At 53.3% G+C, this 21,543-nt stretch carries 16 protein-coding genes and 1 pseudogene; 12 read left to right on the top strand and 5 right to left on the bottom strand.

The features are described from left to right. Positions 1 to 137: 137 nt before the first annotated feature. The 4 genes and pseudogenes from ACZ9IM_RS22375 (at position 138) to ACZ9IM_RS22360 (ending at position 7,239) form a co-directional block, all read left to right on the top strand. Positions 138 to 3,734: a hypothetical protein gene (locus ACZ9IM_RS22375; RefSeq protein WP_476224985.1), complete on the top strand. Its 3,597-nt coding sequence runs from the start codon at positions 138 to 140 to the stop codon at positions 3,732 to 3,734. 161 nt (positions 3,735 to 3,895) lie between these two features. Then, positions 3,896 to 6,277: a hypothetical protein gene (locus ACZ9IM_RS22370; RefSeq protein ID WP_476224984.1), complete on the top strand. Its 2,382-nt coding sequence runs from the start codon at positions 3,896 to 3,898 to the stop codon at positions 6,275 to 6,277. Positions 6,278 to 6,635: 358 nt separating this feature from the next. Then, positions 6,636 to 6,782 (top strand): annotated as a pseudogene (locus ACZ9IM_RS22365) (transposase domain-containing protein); the annotation flags it as partial. Between the two features lie 88 nt (positions 6,783 to 6,870). After that, positions 6,871 to 7,239, top strand: a complete 369-nt coding sequence (locus ACZ9IM_RS22360; protein ID WP_476224983.1) for a hypothetical protein — start codon at positions 6,871 to 6,873, stop codon at positions 7,237 to 7,239. An 839-nt stretch (positions 7,240 to 8,078) separates the two neighbouring features. Here ACZ9IM_RS22360 and ACZ9IM_RS22355 read toward each other — a convergent pair. Together ACZ9IM_RS22355 and ACZ9IM_RS22350 are read right to left on the bottom strand one after the other, a co-directional pair. Continuing rightward, a complete protein-coding gene (locus ACZ9IM_RS22355) occupies positions 8,079 to 8,651 on the bottom strand; it encodes a hypothetical protein (RefSeq protein WP_476224982.1) in 573 nt (190 codons plus the stop codon). Between the two features lie 491 nt (positions 8,652 to 9,142). Continuing rightward, positions 9,143 to 10,150 carry an OST-HTH/LOTUS domain-containing protein gene (locus ACZ9IM_RS22350; RefSeq protein WP_476224981.1) on the bottom strand — a complete coding sequence of 336 codons (1,008 nt, stop codon included), beginning with the start codon at positions 10,148 to 10,150 and terminating at the stop codon, positions 9,143 to 9,145. Positions 10,151 to 10,318: 168 nt separating this feature from the next. Here ACZ9IM_RS22350 and ACZ9IM_RS22345 point away from each other — a divergent pair, with 168 nt between their 5' ends. After that, positions 10,319 to 10,534, top strand: coding sequence for a hypothetical protein (locus tag ACZ9IM_RS22345; RefSeq protein ID WP_053184852.1), 216 nt, complete (start codon positions 10,319 to 10,321; stop codon positions 10,532 to 10,534). Between the two features lie 430 nt (positions 10,535 to 10,964). Beyond that, a complete protein-coding gene (locus tag ACZ9IM_RS22340) occupies positions 10,965 to 11,834 on the top strand; it encodes a hypothetical protein (RefSeq protein ID WP_476224980.1) in 870 nt (289 codons plus the stop codon). 4 nt (positions 11,835 to 11,838) lie between these two features. On the opposite strand, the gene ACZ9IM_RS22335 is transcribed toward ACZ9IM_RS22340, so the two are convergent. After that, positions 11,839 to 12,009: a hypothetical protein gene (locus ACZ9IM_RS22335; protein WP_476224979.1), complete on the bottom strand. Its 171-nt coding sequence runs from the start codon at positions 12,007 to 12,009 to the stop codon at positions 11,839 to 11,841. 27 nt (positions 12,010 to 12,036) lie between these two features. Further along, complete coding sequence (locus ACZ9IM_RS22330; RefSeq protein ID WP_476224978.1) at positions 12,037 to 12,981, bottom strand: hypothetical protein; 945 nt, start codon at positions 12,979 to 12,981, stop codon at positions 12,037 to 12,039. A 474-nt stretch (positions 12,982 to 13,455) separates the two neighbouring features. Between ACZ9IM_RS22330 and ACZ9IM_RS22325 the strand changes: the two genes are divergently transcribed. From ACZ9IM_RS22325 to ACZ9IM_RS22310, 4 genes are all read left to right on the top strand, one after another. Beyond that, positions 13,456 to 14,745: a hypothetical protein gene (locus tag ACZ9IM_RS22325; RefSeq protein ID WP_476224977.1), complete on the top strand. Its 1,290-nt coding sequence runs from the start codon at positions 13,456 to 13,458 to the stop codon at positions 14,743 to 14,745. 197 nt (positions 14,746 to 14,942) lie between these two features. Then, positions 14,943 to 16,721, top strand: coding sequence for an ATP-dependent nuclease (locus ACZ9IM_RS22320; RefSeq protein WP_476224976.1), 1,779 nt, complete (start codon positions 14,943 to 14,945; stop codon positions 16,719 to 16,721). 486 nt (positions 16,722 to 17,207) lie between these two features. Beyond that, on the top strand, positions 17,208 to 17,717 hold the full coding sequence (locus ACZ9IM_RS22315) for a hypothetical protein (RefSeq protein WP_476224975.1): 510 nt from the start codon (positions 17,208 to 17,210) through the stop codon (positions 17,715 to 17,717). A gap of 145 nt (positions 17,718 to 17,862) precedes the next feature. Beyond that, positions 17,863 to 18,210 carry a hypothetical protein gene (locus ACZ9IM_RS22310; protein ID WP_476224974.1) on the top strand — a complete coding sequence of 116 codons (348 nt, stop codon included), beginning with the start codon at positions 17,863 to 17,865 and terminating at the stop codon, positions 18,208 to 18,210. A 137-nt stretch (positions 18,211 to 18,347) separates the two neighbouring features. On the opposite strand, the gene ACZ9IM_RS22305 is transcribed toward ACZ9IM_RS22310, so the two are convergent. Then, positions 18,348 to 18,674, bottom strand: coding sequence for a hypothetical protein (locus ACZ9IM_RS22305; RefSeq protein ID WP_476224973.1), 327 nt, complete (start codon positions 18,672 to 18,674; stop codon positions 18,348 to 18,350). A gap of 544 nt (positions 18,675 to 19,218) precedes the next feature. On the opposite strand from ACZ9IM_RS22305, the gene ACZ9IM_RS22300 reads away from it, so the two are divergent. Together ACZ9IM_RS22300 and ACZ9IM_RS22295 are read left to right on the top strand one after the other, a co-directional pair. Then, a complete protein-coding gene (locus ACZ9IM_RS22300) occupies positions 19,219 to 20,409 on the top strand; it encodes a DUF4268 domain-containing protein (protein ID WP_476224972.1) in 1,191 nt (396 codons plus the stop codon). A gap of 190 nt (positions 20,410 to 20,599) precedes the next feature. Beyond that, on the top strand, positions 20,600 to 21,295 hold the full coding sequence (locus tag ACZ9IM_RS22295; protein ID WP_476224971.1) for a DUF1963 domain-containing protein: 696 nt from the start codon (positions 20,600 to 20,602) through the stop codon (positions 21,293 to 21,295). The last annotated feature ends 248 nt before the right edge of the window (positions 21,296 to 21,543 follow it).

Raw genomic sequence — 21,543 nt, 5'->3', positions numbered from 1 at the left:
TGAAATCCAAGTTCAACCCCACCGCTAATACACTTGATCGCGAAACGCTCTAAGCCTTTTTAAATCATAGGATAGATTCCTACATAGGCAGAATTAAGCGGGCTACTCATTAGCACTCATCAGAAGCGGGGGCTGCTATGACCACCGGTGACATGGATATACCGGAAATCCCGGGAGACTTCCCAAGTATTCTGGAGGAAGCTTCCCGCATCGTACTCATCATCAGGCTCGATGATTTTAAGAAAAGCGGCGACGGGAATATCCTCAAGAACTGGGAGCAAAGTTGGACCGATGAACTTAAGACGGCTCAGCCGGGCCACGAGTTCTTTGGTATGAAAGTCGTTCACGTCGACAACACAGCGGATACTGCAACCCTACAATTGCGCCTAACCGATTATCCCGTTCCGCATATGCCCGGGCTTAAGATTGGTGAAGCAAGCGTCGACCTGGTCGTGGCCCGATGGGTCAATCTCACAACGGACACTAAGCCTCCGATTCAGGTGCTGAAAGTCGATGGCTTTTCGCTAGATATTGAGCTCAGCAAGACGAAGAATCAGACGATCCGGTTGGGCTACGCGCAGGATGACAACGTCGCCAACCAATCCCGAATCGTATTGGTTAGCATCAAGTGGGACGCACCTAAATTTAGCCTGTTCGGTCTTCTCGGAAAGACAAACCAGGGCGGGCTTCTGATCGACGTCCAAGGTGAATCGCCAGTCGCGATCCCGCTTGGAGCGACAGGAGTAGGACTGAAAGGGATCGGCCTTCTCTATGGAGAGCATTTTGCCCCGGCACTCGACGGCGCCGTGGCGGGCAATGCGATGGAGCACCTGGCGAAGGCCGACGCAGGAAGTTACGCCGATTGGGCTGAGAATCCCAAAGATCTCCACACATGGCTCGCCGTGCCGGAGGACATCCGTGTCTACGGCATATCCGCTCTCCTTGTGGACATGGCGAGTGGAGGCAAACTCGTACAGATGAAGCAGTACGGGCTCGCAAATGTGAGTTATGGGCCAACCATCATTTTTCGCGGCGAAACGTGGGTTCTCGATAACTTCGACGCCGGCGAAACTGTCGGTGTCATTGATCTTCGGTCGCAATCCATTTTCGGGCGAGCTACACAGCGGTTTGAGATCCCTTGGATCGGGGACGCACTTAAACTCCAGGGTAGCCTTGAAATCAGTGCATCACTCCTCAACCAAAAACGGACCTATGTTGCTATTGGCGGGTACGATATGTACGGCTGCAGCGTAAAGGTGCTCGACATCCTGAAGCTGGCCGGCGGCGTCCGCATCGTTCCGAGTCAAGGCATCGCCGTACGAGCTACAGGTCCGATCCGAGCGGAATTGGGGGTTAGCGGCTTCAACGGCGGCTACCAACTGTGGTTCGATATTGAAGGTGGCGTAGGGTGGAGCCCCATCACTCTTGAAGCAAAGTTGACGATTGGCGGCAGCCTATGGTTAGAGGCGCTTGGACATAGGCTTGGCCTTGGCGCCTGGCTGATCACCGAACTCTATCTCAAAAAGCCGTTCATCTTCAAAATGGGCGTCGATTTCGTGATCAGCTATTGGTTCGCGACCATCCATATTCTGGTGGATATCTGGAATTTTGAGGAGATGGAACCGGCTATACCAGTGCCCACGCTAAAAAGCGCAATTGATGGTCCGCTCGCGATAATGCATCCGCCGAGCGGCTATGTTGGGCAGCTCGATCCAGCTGCGCCCAAGGTCTGGCCGGACACGATGTTCGTGCTTGACTTCCTGCGACGCGCTGGCGAAAGCGATATAGTGGTCAATCCGGCCGACAGTCATGTGGTCGACGCTGGGATCGACGTGTACCACCGGTTCACGACCCTGATGATCGAACGCAAGGATCCATCAGGGGATTTCTCCGAAGAGACCAACGTACGCGCCAGCTGGCTACTCAATGCCGTCGACGGGGCAACGGTTCCTTCCAGCCGGCTCGCAATTCCCTGCAATGATCCGCTCGGCTGGCTACAGCGCTTTGATTATGCGCAACCCAGCACCAGCCGGCGGCAGGAGACTTTCCGACTTCAGACCTTTGGCATGGGACCGACCAGGCCCTATCTAGCACAGCCTGGAGGGCAGGCGATCGCCCGCTTCGAGGATGTGACGGTCTCGGCTACGGCAACCTTCTGGCTTGTACCCGTTCCATGGGCGGACGGCTACCAGCGCGCGCTGAACCTGCGCCAGTTTGCAGTCGAATTCTCGACCCCGCTTGCAGATGGCAGCGGCCGCGCTCTGCTCGCAGTAGAAAAGTGCGAACTCCGCTTCCTTTCACCCCTGGACCGAGCACCTTATGTGGGCATCAGAAATGGCACCGACCAAGCCCCCACGTTGCTCCGTCCGGTGAGCAACGATCAGGGCGAATGGTCCATAACAATCGAGCGCACCGCCCCCGAAGCCCAGCTGCCACTCCTCGTTAACAGCGAATGGCCAAACCTGATCTCCGCGATTGGCTATTGCGCCAGTGAAAATATCGCTACACACATTCCCGCTACCCAAGTGCTGGCGCCTGGGCATTATCGGCTCAGCGTAGCCGGCGTGAGTAAGGCGAGCTTCCGCGGACACGACGCGCGTGACCAGAGTCCATGGGCTGTAGTGCGGGAGTTCGATGTCGTTCCGCCGCCGCTTCGGCCCTATCTGCGTTATGCCACATTCGGCGATGAGCGGATCTTCGGACTCGACGTGGGCGGATGGAATCCAAATCCCGCCGGTCACGGCTTCGGCCATTATCCTGATCATTTCCGCCAGGTCCGCGCGTCGGTCGGCTACCTGCATATGATCTACCCCGACCTTTTCGTCCGCACCGACGACAATGCGTCCATTGAAAAGGTACATGTGGATAGTTGCAAACAGGAAACGCCTGCCGGAAGTAAGACCAGCGGCGAGTGGCGTGTTGAAACCGGGCAGCTGAGCGTCTTTGAGGATGAGTTGACCTTGCAGATTCGCCCCGATCAACTCAAAGGAATTCACGACATCAAGATTAAGCGGTCTCAGGATGCTGATGCAAATGACGTAGTCGACCAATGGACCTACCGCGTATCAGGCTACCGCTCTCCGTCGGCGCATCTCTCAACCGCGTCCTCTCTCGTACGCGCAATTGGACCTTTCGGCAGCCGACGCCTGCCGGCTACAACAGCGCCCGACCCCGCCGGGCTTGACGTCGATGCAGTCCGCCCTGCGCAGATCGGCGTAGGCTGGACCCTACCCAAATCGATCGCGTCTTTAGTGGGCGTCGAAAGCAGTCAGGCCGGTCTATCTTTCCTGCGCCTGCTCGAATGGTGCCGGGTCTTCACAGGCACTTGCTATCCCTTGGCCGAGGGCCCGTTTGCCCGCCCCACTCCTTCCGACCTCTGCATCTTGATGGACCAGGCCACTGCACCAGTCGCGCTACTAATACGCACTTCCGAGCCGTGCGACTGGCGGCGTATCGAGGTAACCGCGGTCACAGCCTATACCGGCGGTACAGCAGCCCGTCGCTTTACACTCAAGATCCTCCCTTCACCTGACGGCTGCCAATGCGCGTTGTTGTTTCTTGCTGAAGGCGTGCCCGTCCGTATCCCCAAAGGAGAATTGTTGCTGCGCATCCGTTTCCGGCTCGAATGTGATCCGCTACCACGCCTGACACTAGCCGCCGATTTTAAAAAGACCTTCGAGGAGGTCGTCACGGTACTTGATCAACAAGTCGGCAAAATCTGGTGGGAGAAGTAGAAATGACCACGCATCTTCTTTGCAACGAGCCGGATCCTGCACGTTGTGCTCCCGCGTTTCGACTCCAGGCGTCATCTTGGATCGATTCCACAAACTTCGGGTTGCGGACGGTCCTCGCCGATCCCCCTGCCGGCATACGACTCCGTTGGAGCTGCCCGTTTATGGCGGCACCGCCAGCCGAGCGCCTCGGCAAACCAGTAGCGTTCGTGGTCGAGCGCGCTGGCCCGTTATCGCGTGAAGCGATGTTAGAGTTCGATCCAAGGGTTGGCCACCGCTCACGCAGCCCCACTCCTTCGAGGCTGTGGCAGCAACTAGAACCTATCGACGAAAGGACATTTCGGGTGCGCGGACCGAATTGTATTGGGGTCAGCGCGGTCTCCTTCGCCCTGCCGCTCGGTGGGACCACCACCACCGTGACCCTGATTGACGTCAATGGAGTAGCGCAAATCGTTGCAGACGTCAGTCCAGGCGAAGATTTCCACTTCGATTGGGCCGACGTGAAAATCGTGTCTTTCTCGACAGACACTCGTGTACCGGAGGTGCTCGGCCTCAACCTTAGCGGCATCAATATCGATTTGAGCTACGAGTTCAAGCCGATCGCCGAGATCGCGGCTGCTATTTGGCCACGCTTGACACTCGACGAGGCTGCCGAGCGGGTGACTAATGCTGCGGGCCTGCCTTTCCTCTCGCTGGAGCACGGGGTGTGGGACGAGCTCCGCGCACTCGGGAGCAGCGTCGAGCAGGCAATCGACGCAGAAGCCGAGGCCCCCAGTGCGATCACGGGGCTGGCGCTAATCGCGGCCACCCAGTTCGAGGCGGCTGCGTTAATGGGGTGGGGTTTTGTCGACGGTGACCATGCGTTAATGCCCAGTCTCGACACAATCTGGGGGCCGTTGCTAACAGCGCCGAGCGACGAGATTTACGTCTATCGCGTGCAAGCCCGGTTGCAGCCCGCGGTCGGCGACGCCGTAGTTGCCTACAGTAGCTGGGCGTTCGCACTCACCTCGCTCGCCCCAACGCTGATCAAGCCCCGCTGCACAGTCGCGTCGTTGCCGGTATCGCGCGCCGAACTCACCAATGCGGTGCGCCCTGGTCCGGCGCCTGATAAACCTGAGGTATATGCTCTGCCCGCTTTGGGAGTGACATGCACAGGGCAGTGGATACTGGCGTCAGATCCCTATATGGTCGACTGCGTCGTAACCCGCCCTCTCGCCGAGGACAGCGCGATCACCGGCCAGCCATACGTCCCAGCCGGCAGCTTCTTGAGCGGGCCCAACAGGTCGCCGCGGACCCTGCGCGGCAACAGCTTGATTGAGCAACGCGAGCATCGCTTCGACATTCCCTACTTCGACAGCGACGTCTGCTGCGAAGCTGAGGCTTGGGACTTCTGGGACCGGCGCCTGGCTGGCGGATCGGCCAAGATGATCCAACCGCTCATTGACTATACCGGGACTGCGTTGCCGCTCCACACCGCCCAGTGCCTTGCGCCGGACATGCCCTCCGGGGCTGTGGTCAACCTCGCCCTCGACCAGACGCTCGGCTGGGTCGCGGATCCACTTGCCGTCTACTCCGGCGCCACGATTGCCCTTTTCATGCGCAACCCGAGCCTCACACCAGCCGAAGACGACGTGGAGTTGGGGCCTCCCAGCCCAACGTCAGAAGGACAATGGTCGGCCGATATTCGCAGCCCCCTCGCGCAAGAAGAGTTGGAACGATACCTCGGCGGCACGCTCGCGACTGGTGCGTTCACCGCACGGGTCCTATCGATGGGCAACGTGCAAGGTGGTCTGACCCGCTGCACGTTTGAGGTGACGACGAGCTGCGCAGGCGCCAACCTCTACCGCTGTCCGGCTGGCTGGCTGGCTGCGCAGCTCCTGGAAGATCCAAATTCCGAGCGACTCTGGACTCAACTGGTCGAGACGATCCCAGTTCTGCCAACAGGCACCCCTGAGCGCTACACAATCACGACCGCTCTCCCGAACCTCATAGCGTCGACAACACTGTACTTCGCCACGCAGCTGAAGTTTACATTCGAAGGTAAGGGTTACCACAGCAAGCTGACAACGCCTCTCCCGGCACCCTACATCCATCACGCGCCGCCAGCTCCGCCAGACTGCCTGGGCACCCAGCAACTCGCCACCGACTATTATGGGCGCGTGCTGGTGCGCATCGAAGCGGATGTCTGCCATCCGTTTGAACCCCGCTACCATATGCGGGTGACGGTTGCGGCCGATTGCACAGAAGCGCCGCCGGCCCCTGATGCAGTAATAGAGGAACCCGCGCCAGCCACCCCTGGTAAGGCTGACCCGGTCCTTCAGAAGTTTCAGAAGGATAAATCGGAAGGCATCTTCGGCGCACAGTCACCTTACGAGGGTGCCATCTTGTTCGATGCATTTAGCCGGCTTGGCTCATTTGCTGAGGACGATCGCTACATGGTCGGCGTTTGCAACGTTCGAACAGCGGACAGCTGCGAATCACCACCATCGTTACACATCAATATTCTGCAAAGGATTGATGATTCTGAAGACCCCTTCCCTCGGTAACCGCCTGATGATTGCTGGCCCAAACCTCCGTGGCTAAAATTGAGCGATGCTGTGCCCTCTCGGAGCCGACGGACACTCTCATTCTAGCGAATACACTTCCGCGACCCAATACCACTGAGGCTCGCTAGCCTGGCCAGGTGTTGGCGCTGGTGCGATTCTGACCCAGGCTACCGGAATTCATTGCCCCACCCGACTACTCAAAAAATGATGACCTTACGGGCGATTTCGGAGACAGCATGTGGGTCAGTCAAAATCAGCAACCTGAGTCAAAATCGCACCAGCGCCAACACTGAATTACCCCAGCGTAGTAAATGTCCGCTTTTGGCCGTTTTCAGCCGCTTACGAAAGGCAGAAACCGCTAAGCAGCGGCCAGCGAGCCGCTGCTATGCTGAGTCGAATCCCGTCAGCACGGCTCAACGGGCATGGTTCGTATGCTTTTTTGAAGGACGTGCTCACGTGTCTGCCGACGCAGCAGGCAAATGACATTGCCGAGCTGCTGCCGCATAACATGAATGGACGCCTGATTAACATACGTAGGGTAGGTAGACGTTTACAGACAGTACAACCCAAGGACTATCTCAGGACTACCTGGCATGGGCGATTCTTTCTGGAGCAGGTTCGGCGTCGAACTGATATTGATGACGTTCACCGTATTTTTTTGTTATGCGATGTACCACATGCATGTGACCTATCAGCGCCGCAACAAAAAACAAATCGACGAAGCGTTTCGCAAAGCCATGGCGCAGCACGGTATTGAAAATGTGGAAATCCGACAGGATCACACAACGTTAGGGGTTCGTAGCGAAGTCGGGAAAATGCTGTTCGATGTCCACAGGATTCTTCACTGCCCGCCGGATCGCTGGTTTGTCTATATCCATGTCGAGGACACAAATCCAGTGCTTATGCCGATTTCAGAGCAGCGAGCAATGGCTTCCCTCAACAGCCAGGGGGAAATTGAATAGGCTGATGAGGACGTTGGCTCCCTGTTCAGGAGGTGCCGAAAGTACACCTTGGCGAGCGGCTGCTTTGGATTGCAGCCCTTCGTGACGGGCAGAAATCGGCCGTCCTGCTACCCTCTTTACCTAGTCGGGCCTGCTGTCACCCCTGTCGCGTTACCCTTTGATAGATCTCGCGCTTACTGCGACAAGGAACGCGACATGGCATGTCCACCGAATGAGAGAGTGTCAGGATATCGCCATGAAAGTTCGATGCCCTAGCTGTGATTATATCGCAGACAAGCTTCCGCCAAGCCTTAGGTGTCCTAAATGCGACGATTTTTCCCACAACTGGCTGATTTATGATTGGGAAAGCTTTGCTTCAATGAAGCGTCGACATATTAGATATAACCTGTTCATTATTGGCATAGTTCTAATTAATTTACTTGTGGCGATCACCTTGAAATCAACAAATGCGTTTCAATGGTTGTTCAGCTTGTTATTTATTCCAGCCATTATCAGTTTGTTTTATTGTCGAAAGCAGCTTGAAAGTGAATCGGAGTATGAGGGACATAGAGGCAAGGCTTTACTTTTCTGGCTTTTCTATTTCGGGGGTATCTAAAGCGGCTAACAAGTCGTCAGTGCGATTGCATTCTATCTGGCCGGTGTTGGGCGTGCTCGCCCTGACCACTCTATAGTTCGCGCAATAGGGCCAGTCGCTCATGAACCGTGGCAGGTGCCTGCCAGCAGTGAATGGCCGTAAAGGGTCGTTTTCAGCCGGTCGTGACAGGCGGAAATCGGCCAAAAGCAGCCAGTTGCGATCGGCTGCAAACGGTCAGCGACTTGCTGCTTGGCCATGGCAGAGTTCAATTACGTGTTGGCGACCTCCGGCCCAGCAAGTTAGAAAACTCAAATAAAATCCACACCCAAAACGTCAAAGAGAGCAGAAAATACGCAACGCTCCCACCAGTTATCAATAATCGATTTCCCGACATCGTCTTAAGCACATGATATGAGTAACGTAGATCACTACTTGGCAACACTTGAAACAGCGGGACCAACAAAAGCAGTAGCATGAACCCAACGCTCAAAACCCTTACAAGATAGCTTTTACTCTCAATAGGTTGTAAAGCATGCATGTGAAGACGAGTCAATGACATCACAATAGCAGCAACCCATGACAAAATAATCGCCATAGAAAAACTAACCATTATTACCAATGGATACCTTGAGCCTTCACTAATGCTCCCAATATCCTTGTAACAAACCAAAATCATCTGCTGGACCAGCAACCACCCCCCCTCAGCCGTATCGGGCACAAGGGCGCTGACCATTACCAGTAAAAGGAGAAGCAACACAATCACCAGTTTTGCCTGCCCTATGCTAAAAACTGGAAAAAAAATACTTGTCCTGCTGCGTCCATAGCCGTCATCGGACATAACCTAACCTCAGTTGATACCTGTGTATTTTGATCGAGATATGCTAATGCGAGTTTAGACCAGAAAATGCCGGTAAATTAGAAACGCTTAGATCAAAATACTATCGCGCATGTCGGGACGAAGACCTGCCGCTCGCCAAATTGTAGAGCTAATGGATTGCACTATTGCACGTATCGAGAGTTGGCATCGAAAATAAGCGAGCAAACTTACAAGAGCGACTCTACGAATGACCGCTTCGGGTCCAGGCTGTGTGAAAACGTTTTAGAGCAGGTTTGACAGTCAGAACCGGAACAAAAAACGCGCGCCTATGCAAATTTCAGGTCTGCTGATTAACCAAACGCCAGCAGATTTTACGTAGCAACCCAGACTTCAAAACGGCGCATGCGTTTTCACACAGCCTGGGTCGTTTTCAGCCGGTCGCGATAGGCAGGAATCGGCCAGAAGCAGTCATTCAGCGCGCTTACAAGAGGAAGGACGATTCAGTTTCCCAGTCAGCAGACCTTGCTGCGATACCAGACAGCAGTACGCTCATTATCAGCTTGGGATTTTCGAATTTCGAACTGCCGTGATTCGTGCAGGGCGTGCCTCCAGCTGCTGCAACCGTAGCGCTTGGGCGTCTGCTCTGGATAGGCACTACCAATCCAGCGGATGGCTGCTTCCAGTCGAGTCCAGCTACCTTGGGCAAGCTTGGTTTCTGCTTCACGTAAACAGCGGCATATCCCACTGCTAGGCCAATTGACTGAACCATCCACCCGGATACCGTCGATGAGCACATCTGAAAATGCTTGGCTCTGCATAAACGAAGCCATTTCAGCTCGTGCCTCATCCATGGATTTGGCCCAACATTGCAGATTTAGGTAATGCCGATTGATGGTTTCGTAGCTTTCCTCCAGAAAACCATCCGCTGCCTGGCAGCCTGATTCAGACCAGAGATCAAAACGCTCAAGGAAGTGGTGAACCAGTTCATTGCGCAGGTCGACCAGCTCTTTGAGGGCGACCTTCGTTGCCTCATAGCGCTCGGCTGGCATTTCCAGCTGGTATCGATAGCTGAACCAAATCTGGTCATCAGTATCGGTTTCCGTCTGTGATTCTTCCTCATCTGGGGGCGGCTGCATCAGAAAGCTTTCGGTCAGCATCCCTACCAACGTGCCCATGGTCTTTTTCTGGGCACATGCAATCTTCTGCTCACTGATGGTATGCAGCCGATCCGCAGGACCGTTCAGCTCGCCATGCGCGACTATGACTTTCAGCTGCCGTTCGTATTGTTGCAAACGCAACAGGCAGCGCCCGAGCTTGCGCTGCACTATACGTTGAAGATCAGGTACATCATCCGAGGGGATGGTGGTGTTTTCATCCACGAATAACGACTCAGGCATAAGTGGGTAGGGCTGGAGCGATTCACTGCAATACGCTTGCCCTGCGAGGAGGGCTTGCAGCGCGTAAATCGGGCGCTTTTCAAGCTCAGTGTAGGTTGAACCAATCCGTTCGGAGTTTTTCAACAGAATCGGTCGACAGCTGCCGCTAGCGAGTGACGGCTTTGAGTTGTGGATTCAACCGGCCGATAGTAGCCGGTGACAGCTTCACCAGTTGACCATACTCCAATCATTGCAGGTTCCATTTGGGGGCACTATCGCTGCTATGCTTGGGCTTTCTCGAAAGGAATCGACATGCCAAGCGATTATTCACTGTCGGATGTACTGGAAAGGCTTTTCGAGAACCAGCAGGCCCTGGAGGCGGCCATTATGGAGTTGACCCTGCTGATTGAGGAGCAAGGGGCACAGGAAGTGGGAGGAAATGTCCGTGGTGCACTGTGGACCATGGGTGAAAACGCCGGCCATATCAAACAAGGCCTGGCTCGATTGAAGAAATTGGACATCGGTTAACCGACTGCACACCAAGGGCCCGTCGATCCAACCCCCAGATTTCTAGCCTCTAGCCCACGTTGTCGGCGTGCCAGCTGATCTCCGGAATCTTATACTGAATCTGAGCAACTGATGTCTGACCTGGGCTGAGTAGGGCAAAACATTCCGGAGTGGGGGCGGCTAACAAGGGTTCTGACTCACTCTGGGCCAAAAGCGGACGATCACGAACGGAAGTGCTTAGGCCATAACCGGCCATAGACACACTGCCGACGACTTCGTAACCTTGGAGGTAGGTCTTGTCGCTTTTTCTCTTTTGCCCAGATCGTGTTTCTAGCGCGCGACTCAATTGGCTCAAGGAGGCGCCAGGAAAAGAAACTTTATGCGATACAAGTGTCGAAAACTTTATCCGACATGTATCGCCTGCTTTGAAACATACCTTCTTGGAGCTAATGTGGCACCACTTGAACAGTTAAAGATAATAAACAACATCATTGATGATATTAATTCTATTCTTTCGCGCCATAGCATTAGCAAAACGATAACGCTTTCGGACGTCACGATAACCGACAGAACCGTATCTGACCTCGTAAAGCCAAATGGAGTGCTCTCAGAGGCAATTATCAACCATCTTTGGCCTAGTATCTCTTCCGAAGTTGTCTATCACTACACGTCCACAAAGTCCGCGGAAGCCATCTTGAATTCAGGGACTTTTCGCCTTACCAATATCGAAAAAAGGCATAGCGAAGGCGAGATAGATACATTCTGCAAAACTCACAACCTTACAGGCTATCTAGAGCTTACCGATAATGGCATCCCTAGATACAGAAGCCTGTTGATGTCAAATACGTATTATGCATCATTCACTGGCTCCGACCTAACTGAGGAGCGCGAGGAATACTTCTGGAGAACGTTCGCTTCTTGCGAGGGCGTCAGACTCAAGCTTGAAGTAACTGCGTCCAACCCAAATTTTCGCAAGATCAGATACGAAGCCAAGGCCGGAATACCCATTCCTCTGATTTCTGATCTAACCAATACCATCCGGAAAAAATACGAACGAGAGTTTATCCTCAAAGGGATATCAAGGCTCTGCTCGTTCTATTTGTCTGGCGAAAATTATGGGATTGAAAATGAGTATCGGGCACTTTATCGAACGTGGGATGGGTTCGGCCCTCAACCGATAGGCTGCGGCCCCAACAGTTACCTTGAGCTGCCGCTAAACTCCATGAGCGAGAGTGGATATCGGATTGACGTGTTGGAAGTCCAATCACGCGTGAAGCCCAGTATGCCTAACTCATTCTTGTTTACCCAAAGGAAGCCATAATAATTCATTCACCCGTATGCATCGCAAAGAAGTTAACCATGGCTTGCAACGAAACCAAAATGCGCTGTATTGATGAGAGGTTTCGTTCAAATAGTTGGGCGATCTGCTGGAGAGAATCGCCTATCGGCGAATCGGCAGATCCCACGGCGCGACAAGCATTTGCTTTGGTTTGCATTGGGCTCATCAACTGCCGTTTTTAGGTTCAATGGTTGTCCGAGAAGAGGATAGCGTCCCTCAAGCAGGCTGCAACCATCGCAAGGTCAGGCTCGATCCAGTCAAAGTCCGGGGCAGGAACCAATCGCTTGGGTACGCCACGATCCGCAAGATGGCGGATGAGGTCCTGCGAATCTCGAACGACGACCGGGTTGTTGTGCGCCTCAATGAAGAGGGCCAAGGGTATCCGGACAGTTTTGTCGTCCGCGATGTCCTGGGGCAGTTTCGCAATGTATTGCGTCATCAACGAATCGGTCAGGGGTATTGCCCCCAACAAGTCGTCGTCGGTATCAGAGACCAGCGCGACATACCCTTTACGAAGTTGGCTCGACAAATCCTCTGTCCGGCCGCTGAACGTAATGCAGGTCCTTTTGGAAGCCCTTTCGACAGTGGTGGCAAGGTCGTTCCATTTACGGGCAACCGTGGCCCTCGGATCGACTAACTTGATGCCGACGAATTCCACCATGGACAAATCGAGATTCCAGTCCAACTCTTCGGGTCTTCGCGTTTTCCGCTCACGCAAGTGTGAAGAAAACTCTTCCTTAGTCCATCCGGTGACTTCGCGAATGTGTGCTTCGACTTCTTCAGCAAATCCAATGTTACCGGTGAGTCCCCAGTGCGTTCCGAGGTGACATAACTTGCATAGACACATGATGCGGGAGAGCTTCTGCGTCTTGGTACTCGCATCGAACGACCAACGTTCATGCGCTTCAGGCCGTCGCTCCGATGAACAAATCTCGCATTTCCCGTCCACCCGGTCCCTCACGTACTGACTGATCGCCTTCCAATGCGCTTGCGACATCGAGGTCCGGAGGTTCTTGAACCAAGCGCTCGGAGGAAGCGTGTCTACATAAAAAACGTTGCCGCCGAACGACCGATCCTCGCCGGGCAGGCAGTCGCCGTACTTCGTCAGGTCAAGTGTTTGAGCTTTCATAGTCGGGGTAATCATCCCTTCGATTTGTAAGCACTAAGTTCGGCCGTCACCCTTGAACGAGGTGCTGGTGACATCGATCGTTGAGCCGTTGGACGCTGAAGGACTCCATCTGGTCGAGTGTAGTCGCTCGCTTCGCGCCGTGTTCGACCCATTGCTGTCGGTGGCGACAGACAGCAATTGGCCGATTCTTGCCTGACATGAGAGCAGAAAACGGCCAACCCATGTCTTATCCACTCACGTGGCCGAAACGATGTACTTCGGGAGGATGGTCCATGCGTGTGTATGACTCTGCACCTTGGAGACATGATGGATTGTTCTAAAAAGGTGCTGCTGGCCCTGGCGATGCCGGAACTTCATCATCGGGGGCGCTGTGGGTGTTGGTGTGCGTGCGGGGTTCCCATAATCGTCATAAGCCTTGAGCTAGGCTGATGTGGTCACTACTGAATTTGCCAATCACCCTCAAGAAGCTCATGCATGGAAGACATTCCAAACGCCTCAGCCACCACTGCTGATTCGTCGGAGGACACCATTACTCGGGAGTCTCTCTACGAACAGGCTTGGTCTACACCCATGACCAAAATAGCTGAGCGGTATGGCGTTTCCTCCAGTTACCTAGCACGCATTTTTACCAACCTTAATATACCCCGCCCTCCGGTGGGATATTGGGCCCAAGTGGCTGTGGGGAAGCGTAAAACGCCGCCGGTACTCCCTGATGCCCAACCAGGTGCGCTCGTTGCCTGGAGCAGGAATGGAGTGCCCGAGCAAATCTCCCGATCTCTTCCAAAAGCCCCTGTAAAGAGCCGCGGTAAGCTGGCTGATCGTTTTGCACTACTTCCTCGTCGGCATCCGCTATTGATAGACATCGAGGAGCATTTTAAGAAAGCCCACGAAACAGATGAAGGTTACCTTCGTCCATCGAAACGCTCCATGGCAGACCTGATAGTAAGCCGCTCTGGAGTAAGCCATGCCGTCGACTTTGCTAATCAGTTGTACTTGGCGCTGATGAAGAAAAGTCTCGCGGTCGCGCTATCAGATCCTACGACTCACATGGGACGTGAGTCCGTGGACCATCGGGAGAAAGCATCAAATAGATACGTCCACCCTGCCCTTTGGCAGCCACAGCGTCCAACGGTGACTTACGTCGGGACGGTAGTATTTGGTCTGTCCATCTATGAGATCAGCGAATACGTTCACGTGAAGCGGCCAGACAAGAAATACATCCGAATGACGTCGCTGCCGGTGAGTAAGCGACATTCCGATTTTCCAGATGGATGGATGATGAGCGCCGATATGCCAAGCGGCAGACTCTGCTTGCAGGTGTACTCCCCGTACTACGGTGTGGAGTGGGTTCAGCGCTGGATTGAAGACAAGCCTGGTGATTTGGTCGGCAAAATCCCGAGCATCATAAAGGCGCTGATCGCCGAGGCTCCGATGCTGGCTGCCAAGGTTGAGATCCAACGAGTGCGGAACGAGCAGGAACGACAGCGGCACAAGTTAGAGATGGAAGAGTGGAGACGTAAGGAAGAGGAAAAGCGCCGGCTCAAGGCGATCCAGGACAGCCGCGATCGACTCGAATCGGTTATTCAGACCTGGGCAAAAGTGAACAGCATTCGGGTTTTCTTCGACGACATCGCCCAAAAAGCGGAGCTTCTCGAATCAGGAGAGCGGCAAGCTGTATTAGATCGCTTAGCCCAAGCGAAGGATCTGATCGGTGATTTCGACGCGCTCAAGCATTTTGAGGGTTGGGATCCACCAGAACTCTAGGAGTTTCCATCACTGGTTGGTACGCGGGAGTTTTGTGCCGTTCGCGCGTGAAAAATCTTTCGAGATCCTTCCGTGTTGATCGACGACTTTTCGACTCGAAAATCCCTCATCAATAAAGCACACCAGAGAAATGGGTTCTACGCTCCACCTCCGAAGCCCCGGCACCCCAGAGTCAGGGCAAATCAGGAGAAAGCGAAGTGCATGGACTGACCCAGATCAACATTCAGAATTTTCGGGCGTGTAAAAACGTCTCTTTATCCCTAGGCAGCTTTACCCCTCTGGTGGGGCAAAATAACGTTGGCAAATCCACGGTGCTAGACGCAATCCGAATTGTCCTGGCGCCGAAAGCCTTCGCTAAAAATGATGCTTCTGACCCGGCGTTGCCAATAGTCCTCAGCGCCTGTATTTCTGGAATTACTCCGGAATTGATCGCGTTAATTCCAGAGCCAAGACACCGCCTAGCTATTGAACCCTATTGCGTTAATGGAGAGCTATGGATCCGCACCACCGGCACAGGCACCTCCAAGCCGGTTCAGGAGGTTTGGCAACCTGATGAGAAGGACGCCAATGGCATTCCTACAACCTGGCGCGCGTACCCGACAGGACTGCCGTCAGTTGTTTCTGCTCTGCTTCCTGAAGCTCTTCATATCCAAGCCATGGACGATGTGCCGGAGGATTTAGGAAAAGGAAAAGCTGGCAGCACTATTCGCGGGCTGCTCGATGAAATCATGACGCCAATCCTCACAGCACATGTCGAAGTCACGCAAGCCTTGGAAGCAGTTCGACGCATATTGACGGTTGATGGCGATCAGAGATCTCCTGTATTGGCAGGCTTTGACAATAGCGCTACCGCTGCCCTTGGAGAGTTCTTCCCAGGATTGCGCTTGGATTTAGATGTCCCCTCAATCGATGTAAAAGAATTCTTTAAATCGGGAGACCTACACGTTACCGACGAGGCGTCCGGTGACCGTCGACGATTTGATCAGGTGGGAAGTGGCGCACAACGAGCGATTCAGATGGCGCTCATTCGGTTACTGGCGGATTTGCGCCAAGCCACCGCCCAGGGAATTTCTAGGCGGATGCTGCTGATTGATGAGCCGGAACTTTTCTTACACCCACAAGGAGTCCGCAAGCTTCGAGAAGCGCTTAAACAACTTTCGGTGGCGGGCTTTCAGGTTGTGTTCACTACCCACTCTCCCCTAATGCTCAGCAGGGATAACGCTCCAGATACAGTCATCGTTCGTAGGCATCCCGTTGATGGCTCTGTCGTCCGCGCACAGTTACGCGAAGCTGTTGCTGCTGCAATGGAGGAAGCTCAGGCTCAATCGCGAACTCTTTTCGAGTTAGGCAACATTGCTGACATCTACTTCGCAGAGAAGGTAATTCTTTGTGAAGGTAAAACCGATCAGCGTCTGCTGCCGTTGGTGTACGAAAGGCTTTATGGATCGAGGCCAGAACTTGATCGCATCTGCTTTGTGGCGCTAGGCAGCTGCTCCAGCATCCCTAAAGGCGTTTCGGTGCTCTCAGCTATGGGTGTCACCTGTGGAGTAATTGCAGACTTGGATTTTGCTTTCACACACGCCAGGAGTGGTGCCGAGTCTTGGTTATCAAGAGACGGTGAGGATATGGCCAAAGTAAGAGACGTGTTGGCCAGAATTGGAGCAGAGCAAGGTGTGCCGCTGGGTGGGAACGGTCTGCCCGTCAATGCTGGTGGATTGAGAGCGGCGGATACCTGGGCGCTTTTCGCACAGGACGCGGATGGCCTCAAATTAGCGGAAGCAGTTCACCAAGAGCTTCTGGCCCGAACTACGTGGGTATGGCCTATCGGCTGTATCGAGGATGTATTCGGTATTCACGAAAAAGGCGAAGAAGCCATTCTTGAACAAGAGGATTTTCTACGTGGCGCTGATGGTGCATCAACTGAGGCAAGGGCGCCGTTGCTGAAGGCCTGCTTGGAATGGTTGAGAGCAATTTGATCGGCTAATGAGTAGATTTAAGGAGGCCACGTATCAGTGGCCTTACTAATAGAAGCATGCGCCCCCTGCTCGACCTGACCAATCATTTGCGTCAGATTTGACTAGCATGATTCGCGTACATGACGGGGCAGAAAACGACCCAGGCTGTGTGAAAACGTATGCCCCGTTTTGAAGTCTGCGTTGCTACGTAAAATCTGCCAGCGTTTGGTTAATCAGCAGGTCGTAAATTTACGTAGGAACGCGATTTTCGTTGCAGTCCTGACTGTCAAACCTGCTCCAAAAAAGTTTTCACACAGCCTGGACCCAAAGCTGACGGTGGCGACAGGCCGAATCCGACCAGTAACTGCCGGTAGGAGGAACGATGGTCAATCAGTAGCTATGCTTGGTTTGTTACCGAAATTGATCGAGTGGATTGGGCTTTTCGTCAACGGTGCATAACTCCCTTCAATGGTCACCAGGCCGTCTCAATGCCCGGACCATTCAGGGATGGCGAAAGAGATGGTGGGTATCCATCAAGCCCGTGAAGGCATTATCGCCCCACTTGATGTCTATTTAGAGTTGTGGTCAGAGGAGATATTTATGAAAAGGGAACGATCATCTACCTTCTACGCGCTACTCCATGATCTTGAGTACAAGATTGGCAACGAATGCTATAACGGAAATATACAAAACTACGGGCCTGGAGGTGAGTGGGAGGGCGAGGGAAGGGAGTTTCGATATCCAATGAGATTTATCAATAAAGACGGTGAAATTGAAAAATACAAAGGGCGTCTGCCCTATACAAAAAACTCTAACGGAGAACTGGCATACTGTGTCTTGGGGGAGGGACGATACTCGTCAGCACATTACGCTTTCGGCGCCAACGAACTACATATCCTTCGTGGCATCAGAAAGGCGCTAGAGAGCTTGGAAAGTCGCTTCAATCTTGACTTCGACGAACTGCTAATCGCAGAGAAGGCTAGAGCACAAAATGAGACGGGAAAAACAGGAGAATGATGCGTACGTAAAGATGCAGCCTAAACACGCCGCGTCTGCTCCACTCACCGGGCGCAGAGTTTCCGACCATGGCTTCATTTAAGACAGCCTGTGCTGCATGAGCCGCTTTAACTCGAACCTCCAGGCTGTTATTTAGGAGATGACCATGGTAACTCTCAATAAAATGATCACACCACCTCCCGCAAACTCCCGTGATATGCGTGCTTATATGCAGGCCATCCTGGAAGTTACCGGTCTGATGGCTGGTGAGTGCTTCGATATATCTCGCTTTATGGGTAATTACCGCACCCATCTTAAGGAGGGACGATTAGAGATGCATAGCGACGGCCAGTACTCTATAAGTAACGAGGGGCGACAGTATTTCGCCAGCCGTCTTACAAACGACCCCGCAGTAAAAGGGCAAGCTGTCAGTCGTGGAGAAGTTATCTCAATGGTGCGCCATATTACTGCGGCGAGTGCGGCGTCTGGCTGGCAGCAGTTTGAAGTTTCCTAGGTTGACGTGGCCAAATCTAACTTCAGGTTGGCAAATGTCTGATTTGGATCGGTTGCAGTCTTTCGTGACAAGTAGCAATCGGCCAAAAAGAGCCAGTCGCATGTGTCCGGATCGGTGAGTAAACTTGATCGTCTCGTTCACGGTTTATCTGTCGAGCTTCCGCCGTCGTTGAAAAAATCGTCCACTGCGACCATGCCGAAATTGTCAGTTAATTTGTTCTTGTCGTCTTCACTGAACATCGTTTGGGTACGTCTTTCCTGCTTAAGGCTGGCAACTGCCTGGAAAAAGCAGCGTTCACACAGATGTATCTCATAGCGCTCACCATCGTGGGCGGAGCCGTATCCCCAGTGGGCCTGCAAGATGGCGTATTGGAGGCTATGACCCTCGACGCGAGTGCTTTCGAGGCAGACATCGCACAGGATGTCGCTGACGATCTCAACTTCTTTCTTTTCTTTGATCTTCATCATCACCTCCCGTAGCCCTAAACAAACCCACCTAGGGAAGCATAGTAGATGCTGCACAACGACAAAACACTGCCCATGGGAAGCCGCATGCGCCGCCTTCTTTCCGGCTTAGTCCCCTTGCAGTCTCGGACCGTTGACTTATGGCTTAGCCAGCCGCGATCGGCCAAAAACAGCCAATCGGACTCGTTTAGGAAATCAGGGACGATTCAGAGCGAATAAACGCCTTCAACGCTTTATCATTGTCCTGGTGCCCTCATGGAGATCAATGGCACGTCTGGTGTTGTTTTCGAGGCTGGAAGTTGAGGAGGCCTGAAGGGCCCCCTCAACGAGGCGTCAGCTCAGGCAGAGAGAAAAATTAACATCGTGCCCGGGATTAGTAGACCACTACACTCACAAGCGTGACTGGACTGATCCTTGAGTTCTTGGTCGAAAGCGGATGCGAAATACAAAACTTCACTCAGCTCCACGACACTTTTCGGCAACAGATGATCTCTGGCGAGGCCGTTCTTGCAGGAGATAAAAACTCAGTTACAGGAAGTGGCTCATGTTTAAGATCAACCCTACCCAAAACCGTATTGCACCGCTGGAAATAAAACGCTTTGGGGAGCTGGGCTTCACTGAGCGCAGGCATTTGCAAGAGTGGCTGGAAAACTGCCCACAGGCACTGGCCCAGGGCGATGGTGAGGAACTACTGATCATTCAAAAGGAGTTTGACGGCTTCGATGATACCCGCGAACGCCTCGACCTTTTAGCCCTTGATAAGGAGGGAAACCTAGTCATTATCGAGAACAAGCTGGACGACTCTGGGCGTGACGTTATTTGGCAGGCGCTAAAATATGCCAGCTACTGCGCCAATCTGAGTAAGGCTCAGGTGATTGACATATACCAACGCTACTTAAATCAGAAAGCACGTGAGTTCGGCCGGCCAGCGGCCAGTGCTGCTGACAACCTGATCGAGTTTCTGGAGATCGACGGACTGGAAGCTGCACAGATCAACCGGATAAAGACACAGCGGTTGATCCTTGTCGCCGCTCGTTATCGCAAAGAAATTACTAATACGGTGCTGTGGCTCAGTCAGTTTGGAATCGCCTGCCAGTGTTTCAAAGTGACGCCCTATCAGTCTGGTGACGAACTGTTCCTCAATTGTGAGCAGATTATCCCCACGCCTGAATCTTCCGATTTTATGATCGGAATGGTGGCCAAGGAGGATGAGGAAAAAAGCGTCGACAGCGAACAGAAACATCGTCACACCCTGCGGCAGGACTTCTGGGAGCAAGCGCTGGAAGCCTTCAGTCAGAGTAATTGCTCTGTGTACAACAACATCAGCCCAACGAAGGATCACTGGCTCAGCGCCGGTTCAGGTCTGAGCGGTATGCCATATCAGCTTATCTTCGGTAAGAACGAAATACGGGTCAATCTTAGCCTACAAAACAGTCAGGCCGCTGCTAACAGCTTTGTGTTCGAGCGCTTGGAAGCACAGAGAGATGGGATTGAAGCGGCGTTTGGACATAATCTTGTTTGGTTGCCGATGCCCAACAAAAAAGCCTGTCGTATCCAGTACGCCAAAGACGTTGATGGGTACGACAAATCGAACTGGCCGGAGATGATCCAGTGGATGATTCAGCACATGACTCGACTGGAGCAGGCAATGCGCGAACCGCTGAAGATGATTAACAAGCAGCTGAAGCAGAAGAGCTTATCTGCTGATGACATGCTGGAAAGTGCGGCAGACTGAGTCGCTCCTGATTTCGTAGCGCTTTTGCGCCGACTCCTGTCTGTCACCTCCGGCAGGAACCGGCCAAAAGCAGTCATTGGCACACCTGGTCAAAGTGAAACAAGACTCGTGCGTGTACTCCGCGAAAAAAGAAGGCAACATTCACTTCCCCCTCTTACCCAACTCTTGAGCAATGGAGCTTCGCGTCAGTATGGAAATTCAAGAGATCAGACAACGCTTGGCCAGGCCGGCCACAAAATTCGTCGCTGGCGGATTTCGACCTACCAAAGAGACTGAGGAAAGCTGGCTTGGAAAAGTAATTCTTTTCCGGCCAGATGAAGTCATACCAAGAAACAAAGCCGGAGATGAGCTGCATCCGTATGCACAGTTTCACCTACCAAGCCTGCCATTTAACAGCCCGGTTCTTAAAGGGGTTCGTACACTTACACTGTTCGTTTCTGATCCCTTTCCAGAGCAGTTCGAGCCGATGGGTAACAACTGGCTTATCAGAGAGTATGGGGCTGACGATGTGCTTATCCGTAAGGAGCTGTCGGTAGCGGGCTCGTACATCAAGCCCTTTCCCTTGAAGGCTGAATTGGTGGCAGAGGACTTTCCTCTATGGGATGGAGGCGGAATACCGGCGAACATTGAAGCCGAAATACTCAGGCTTGAGCGGACAGGTGAGATACAGAGCTATTACGATCTTATGACTCACACATACGAACACAAGATCGGTGGATACCCCTCATTCTGCCAGTCTGGCGTTGACCCGGGTGATGATTTTGAGTTCGTGTTCCAGATATCGTCAGACCCAAAAATAAACTTGAATGTGGTGGACGGCGGAAGCCTGATGTTCTGGAAAAATAACACCACTGGCACATGGGCTATTTACTATGACTTCTACTAATCGTCATGATTAAGCGCCCAAGATTAATTGAGATCCATCCACTTCGTAGTCGGCTCACACACCGGCTTCGACAGCAGGTCTCTAAGAGGTCTGCTCTGCCCCCAAATGCGACCGTACCCTTTGCACCATCTTCTCCGACTGACTGCAATGGGTCCAGGTTGTGCGAAAACGCATGGAACGTTTTGTAGCCTGCGTTGCTACATTAAATCTATCGGCTGTTCACGCTAGTAGCGTGGTCTCAAACCAAT

This window comes from Pseudomonas sp. TE12508 (assembly GCF_056279485.1).
This window is presented reverse-complemented; position numbering and strand designations above follow the sequence as displayed.

What these genes read in the sequence shown, in the direction of transcription:
- ACZ9IM_RS22375 (WP_476224985.1), top strand. Translation starts at nt 138, where the DNA reads ATGACCACCGGTGACATGGATATACCGGAAATCCCGGGAGACTTCCCA.
- ACZ9IM_RS22355 (WP_476224982.1), bottom strand. Translation starts at nt 8,651, where the DNA reads ATGTCCGATGACGGCTATGGACGCAGCAGGACAAGTATTTTTTTTCCA.
- ACZ9IM_RS22325 (WP_476224977.1), top strand. Translation starts at nt 13,456, where the DNA reads ATGGAAGACATTCCAAACGCCTCAGCCACCACTGCTGATTCGTCGGAG.
- ACZ9IM_RS22335 (WP_476224979.1), bottom strand. Translation starts at nt 12,009, where the DNA reads ATGCAAACCAAAGCAAATGCTTGTCGCGCCGTGGGATCTGCCGATTCG.
- ACZ9IM_RS22310 (WP_476224974.1), top strand. Translation starts at nt 17,863, where the DNA reads ATGGTAACTCTCAATAAAATGATCACACCACCTCCCGCAAACTCCCGT.
- ACZ9IM_RS22370 (WP_476224984.1), top strand. Translation starts at nt 3,896, where the DNA reads ATGGCGGCACCGCCAGCCGAGCGCCTCGGCAAACCAGTAGCGTTCGTG.
- ACZ9IM_RS22300 (WP_476224972.1), top strand. Translation starts at nt 19,219, where the DNA reads ATGTTTAAGATCAACCCTACCCAAAACCGTATTGCACCGCTGGAAATA.
- ACZ9IM_RS22360 (WP_476224983.1), top strand. Translation starts at nt 6,871, where the DNA reads ATGGGCGATTCTTTCTGGAGCAGGTTCGGCGTCGAACTGATATTGATG.
- ACZ9IM_RS22305 (WP_476224973.1), bottom strand. Translation starts at nt 18,674, where the DNA reads ATGAAGATCAAAGAAAAGAAAGAAGTTGAGATCGTCAGCGACATCCTG.
- ACZ9IM_RS22295 (WP_476224971.1), top strand. Translation starts at nt 20,600, where the DNA reads ATGGAAATTCAAGAGATCAGACAACGCTTGGCCAGGCCGGCCACAAAA.
- ACZ9IM_RS22345 (WP_053184852.1), top strand. Translation starts at nt 10,319, where the DNA reads ATGCCAAGCGATTATTCACTGTCGGATGTACTGGAAAGGCTTTTCGAG.
- ACZ9IM_RS22315 (WP_476224975.1), top strand. Translation starts at nt 17,208, where the DNA reads ATGGCGAAAGAGATGGTGGGTATCCATCAAGCCCGTGAAGGCATTATC.
- ACZ9IM_RS22330 (WP_476224978.1), bottom strand. Translation starts at nt 12,981, where the DNA reads ATGAAAGCTCAAACACTTGACCTGACGAAGTACGGCGACTGCCTGCCC.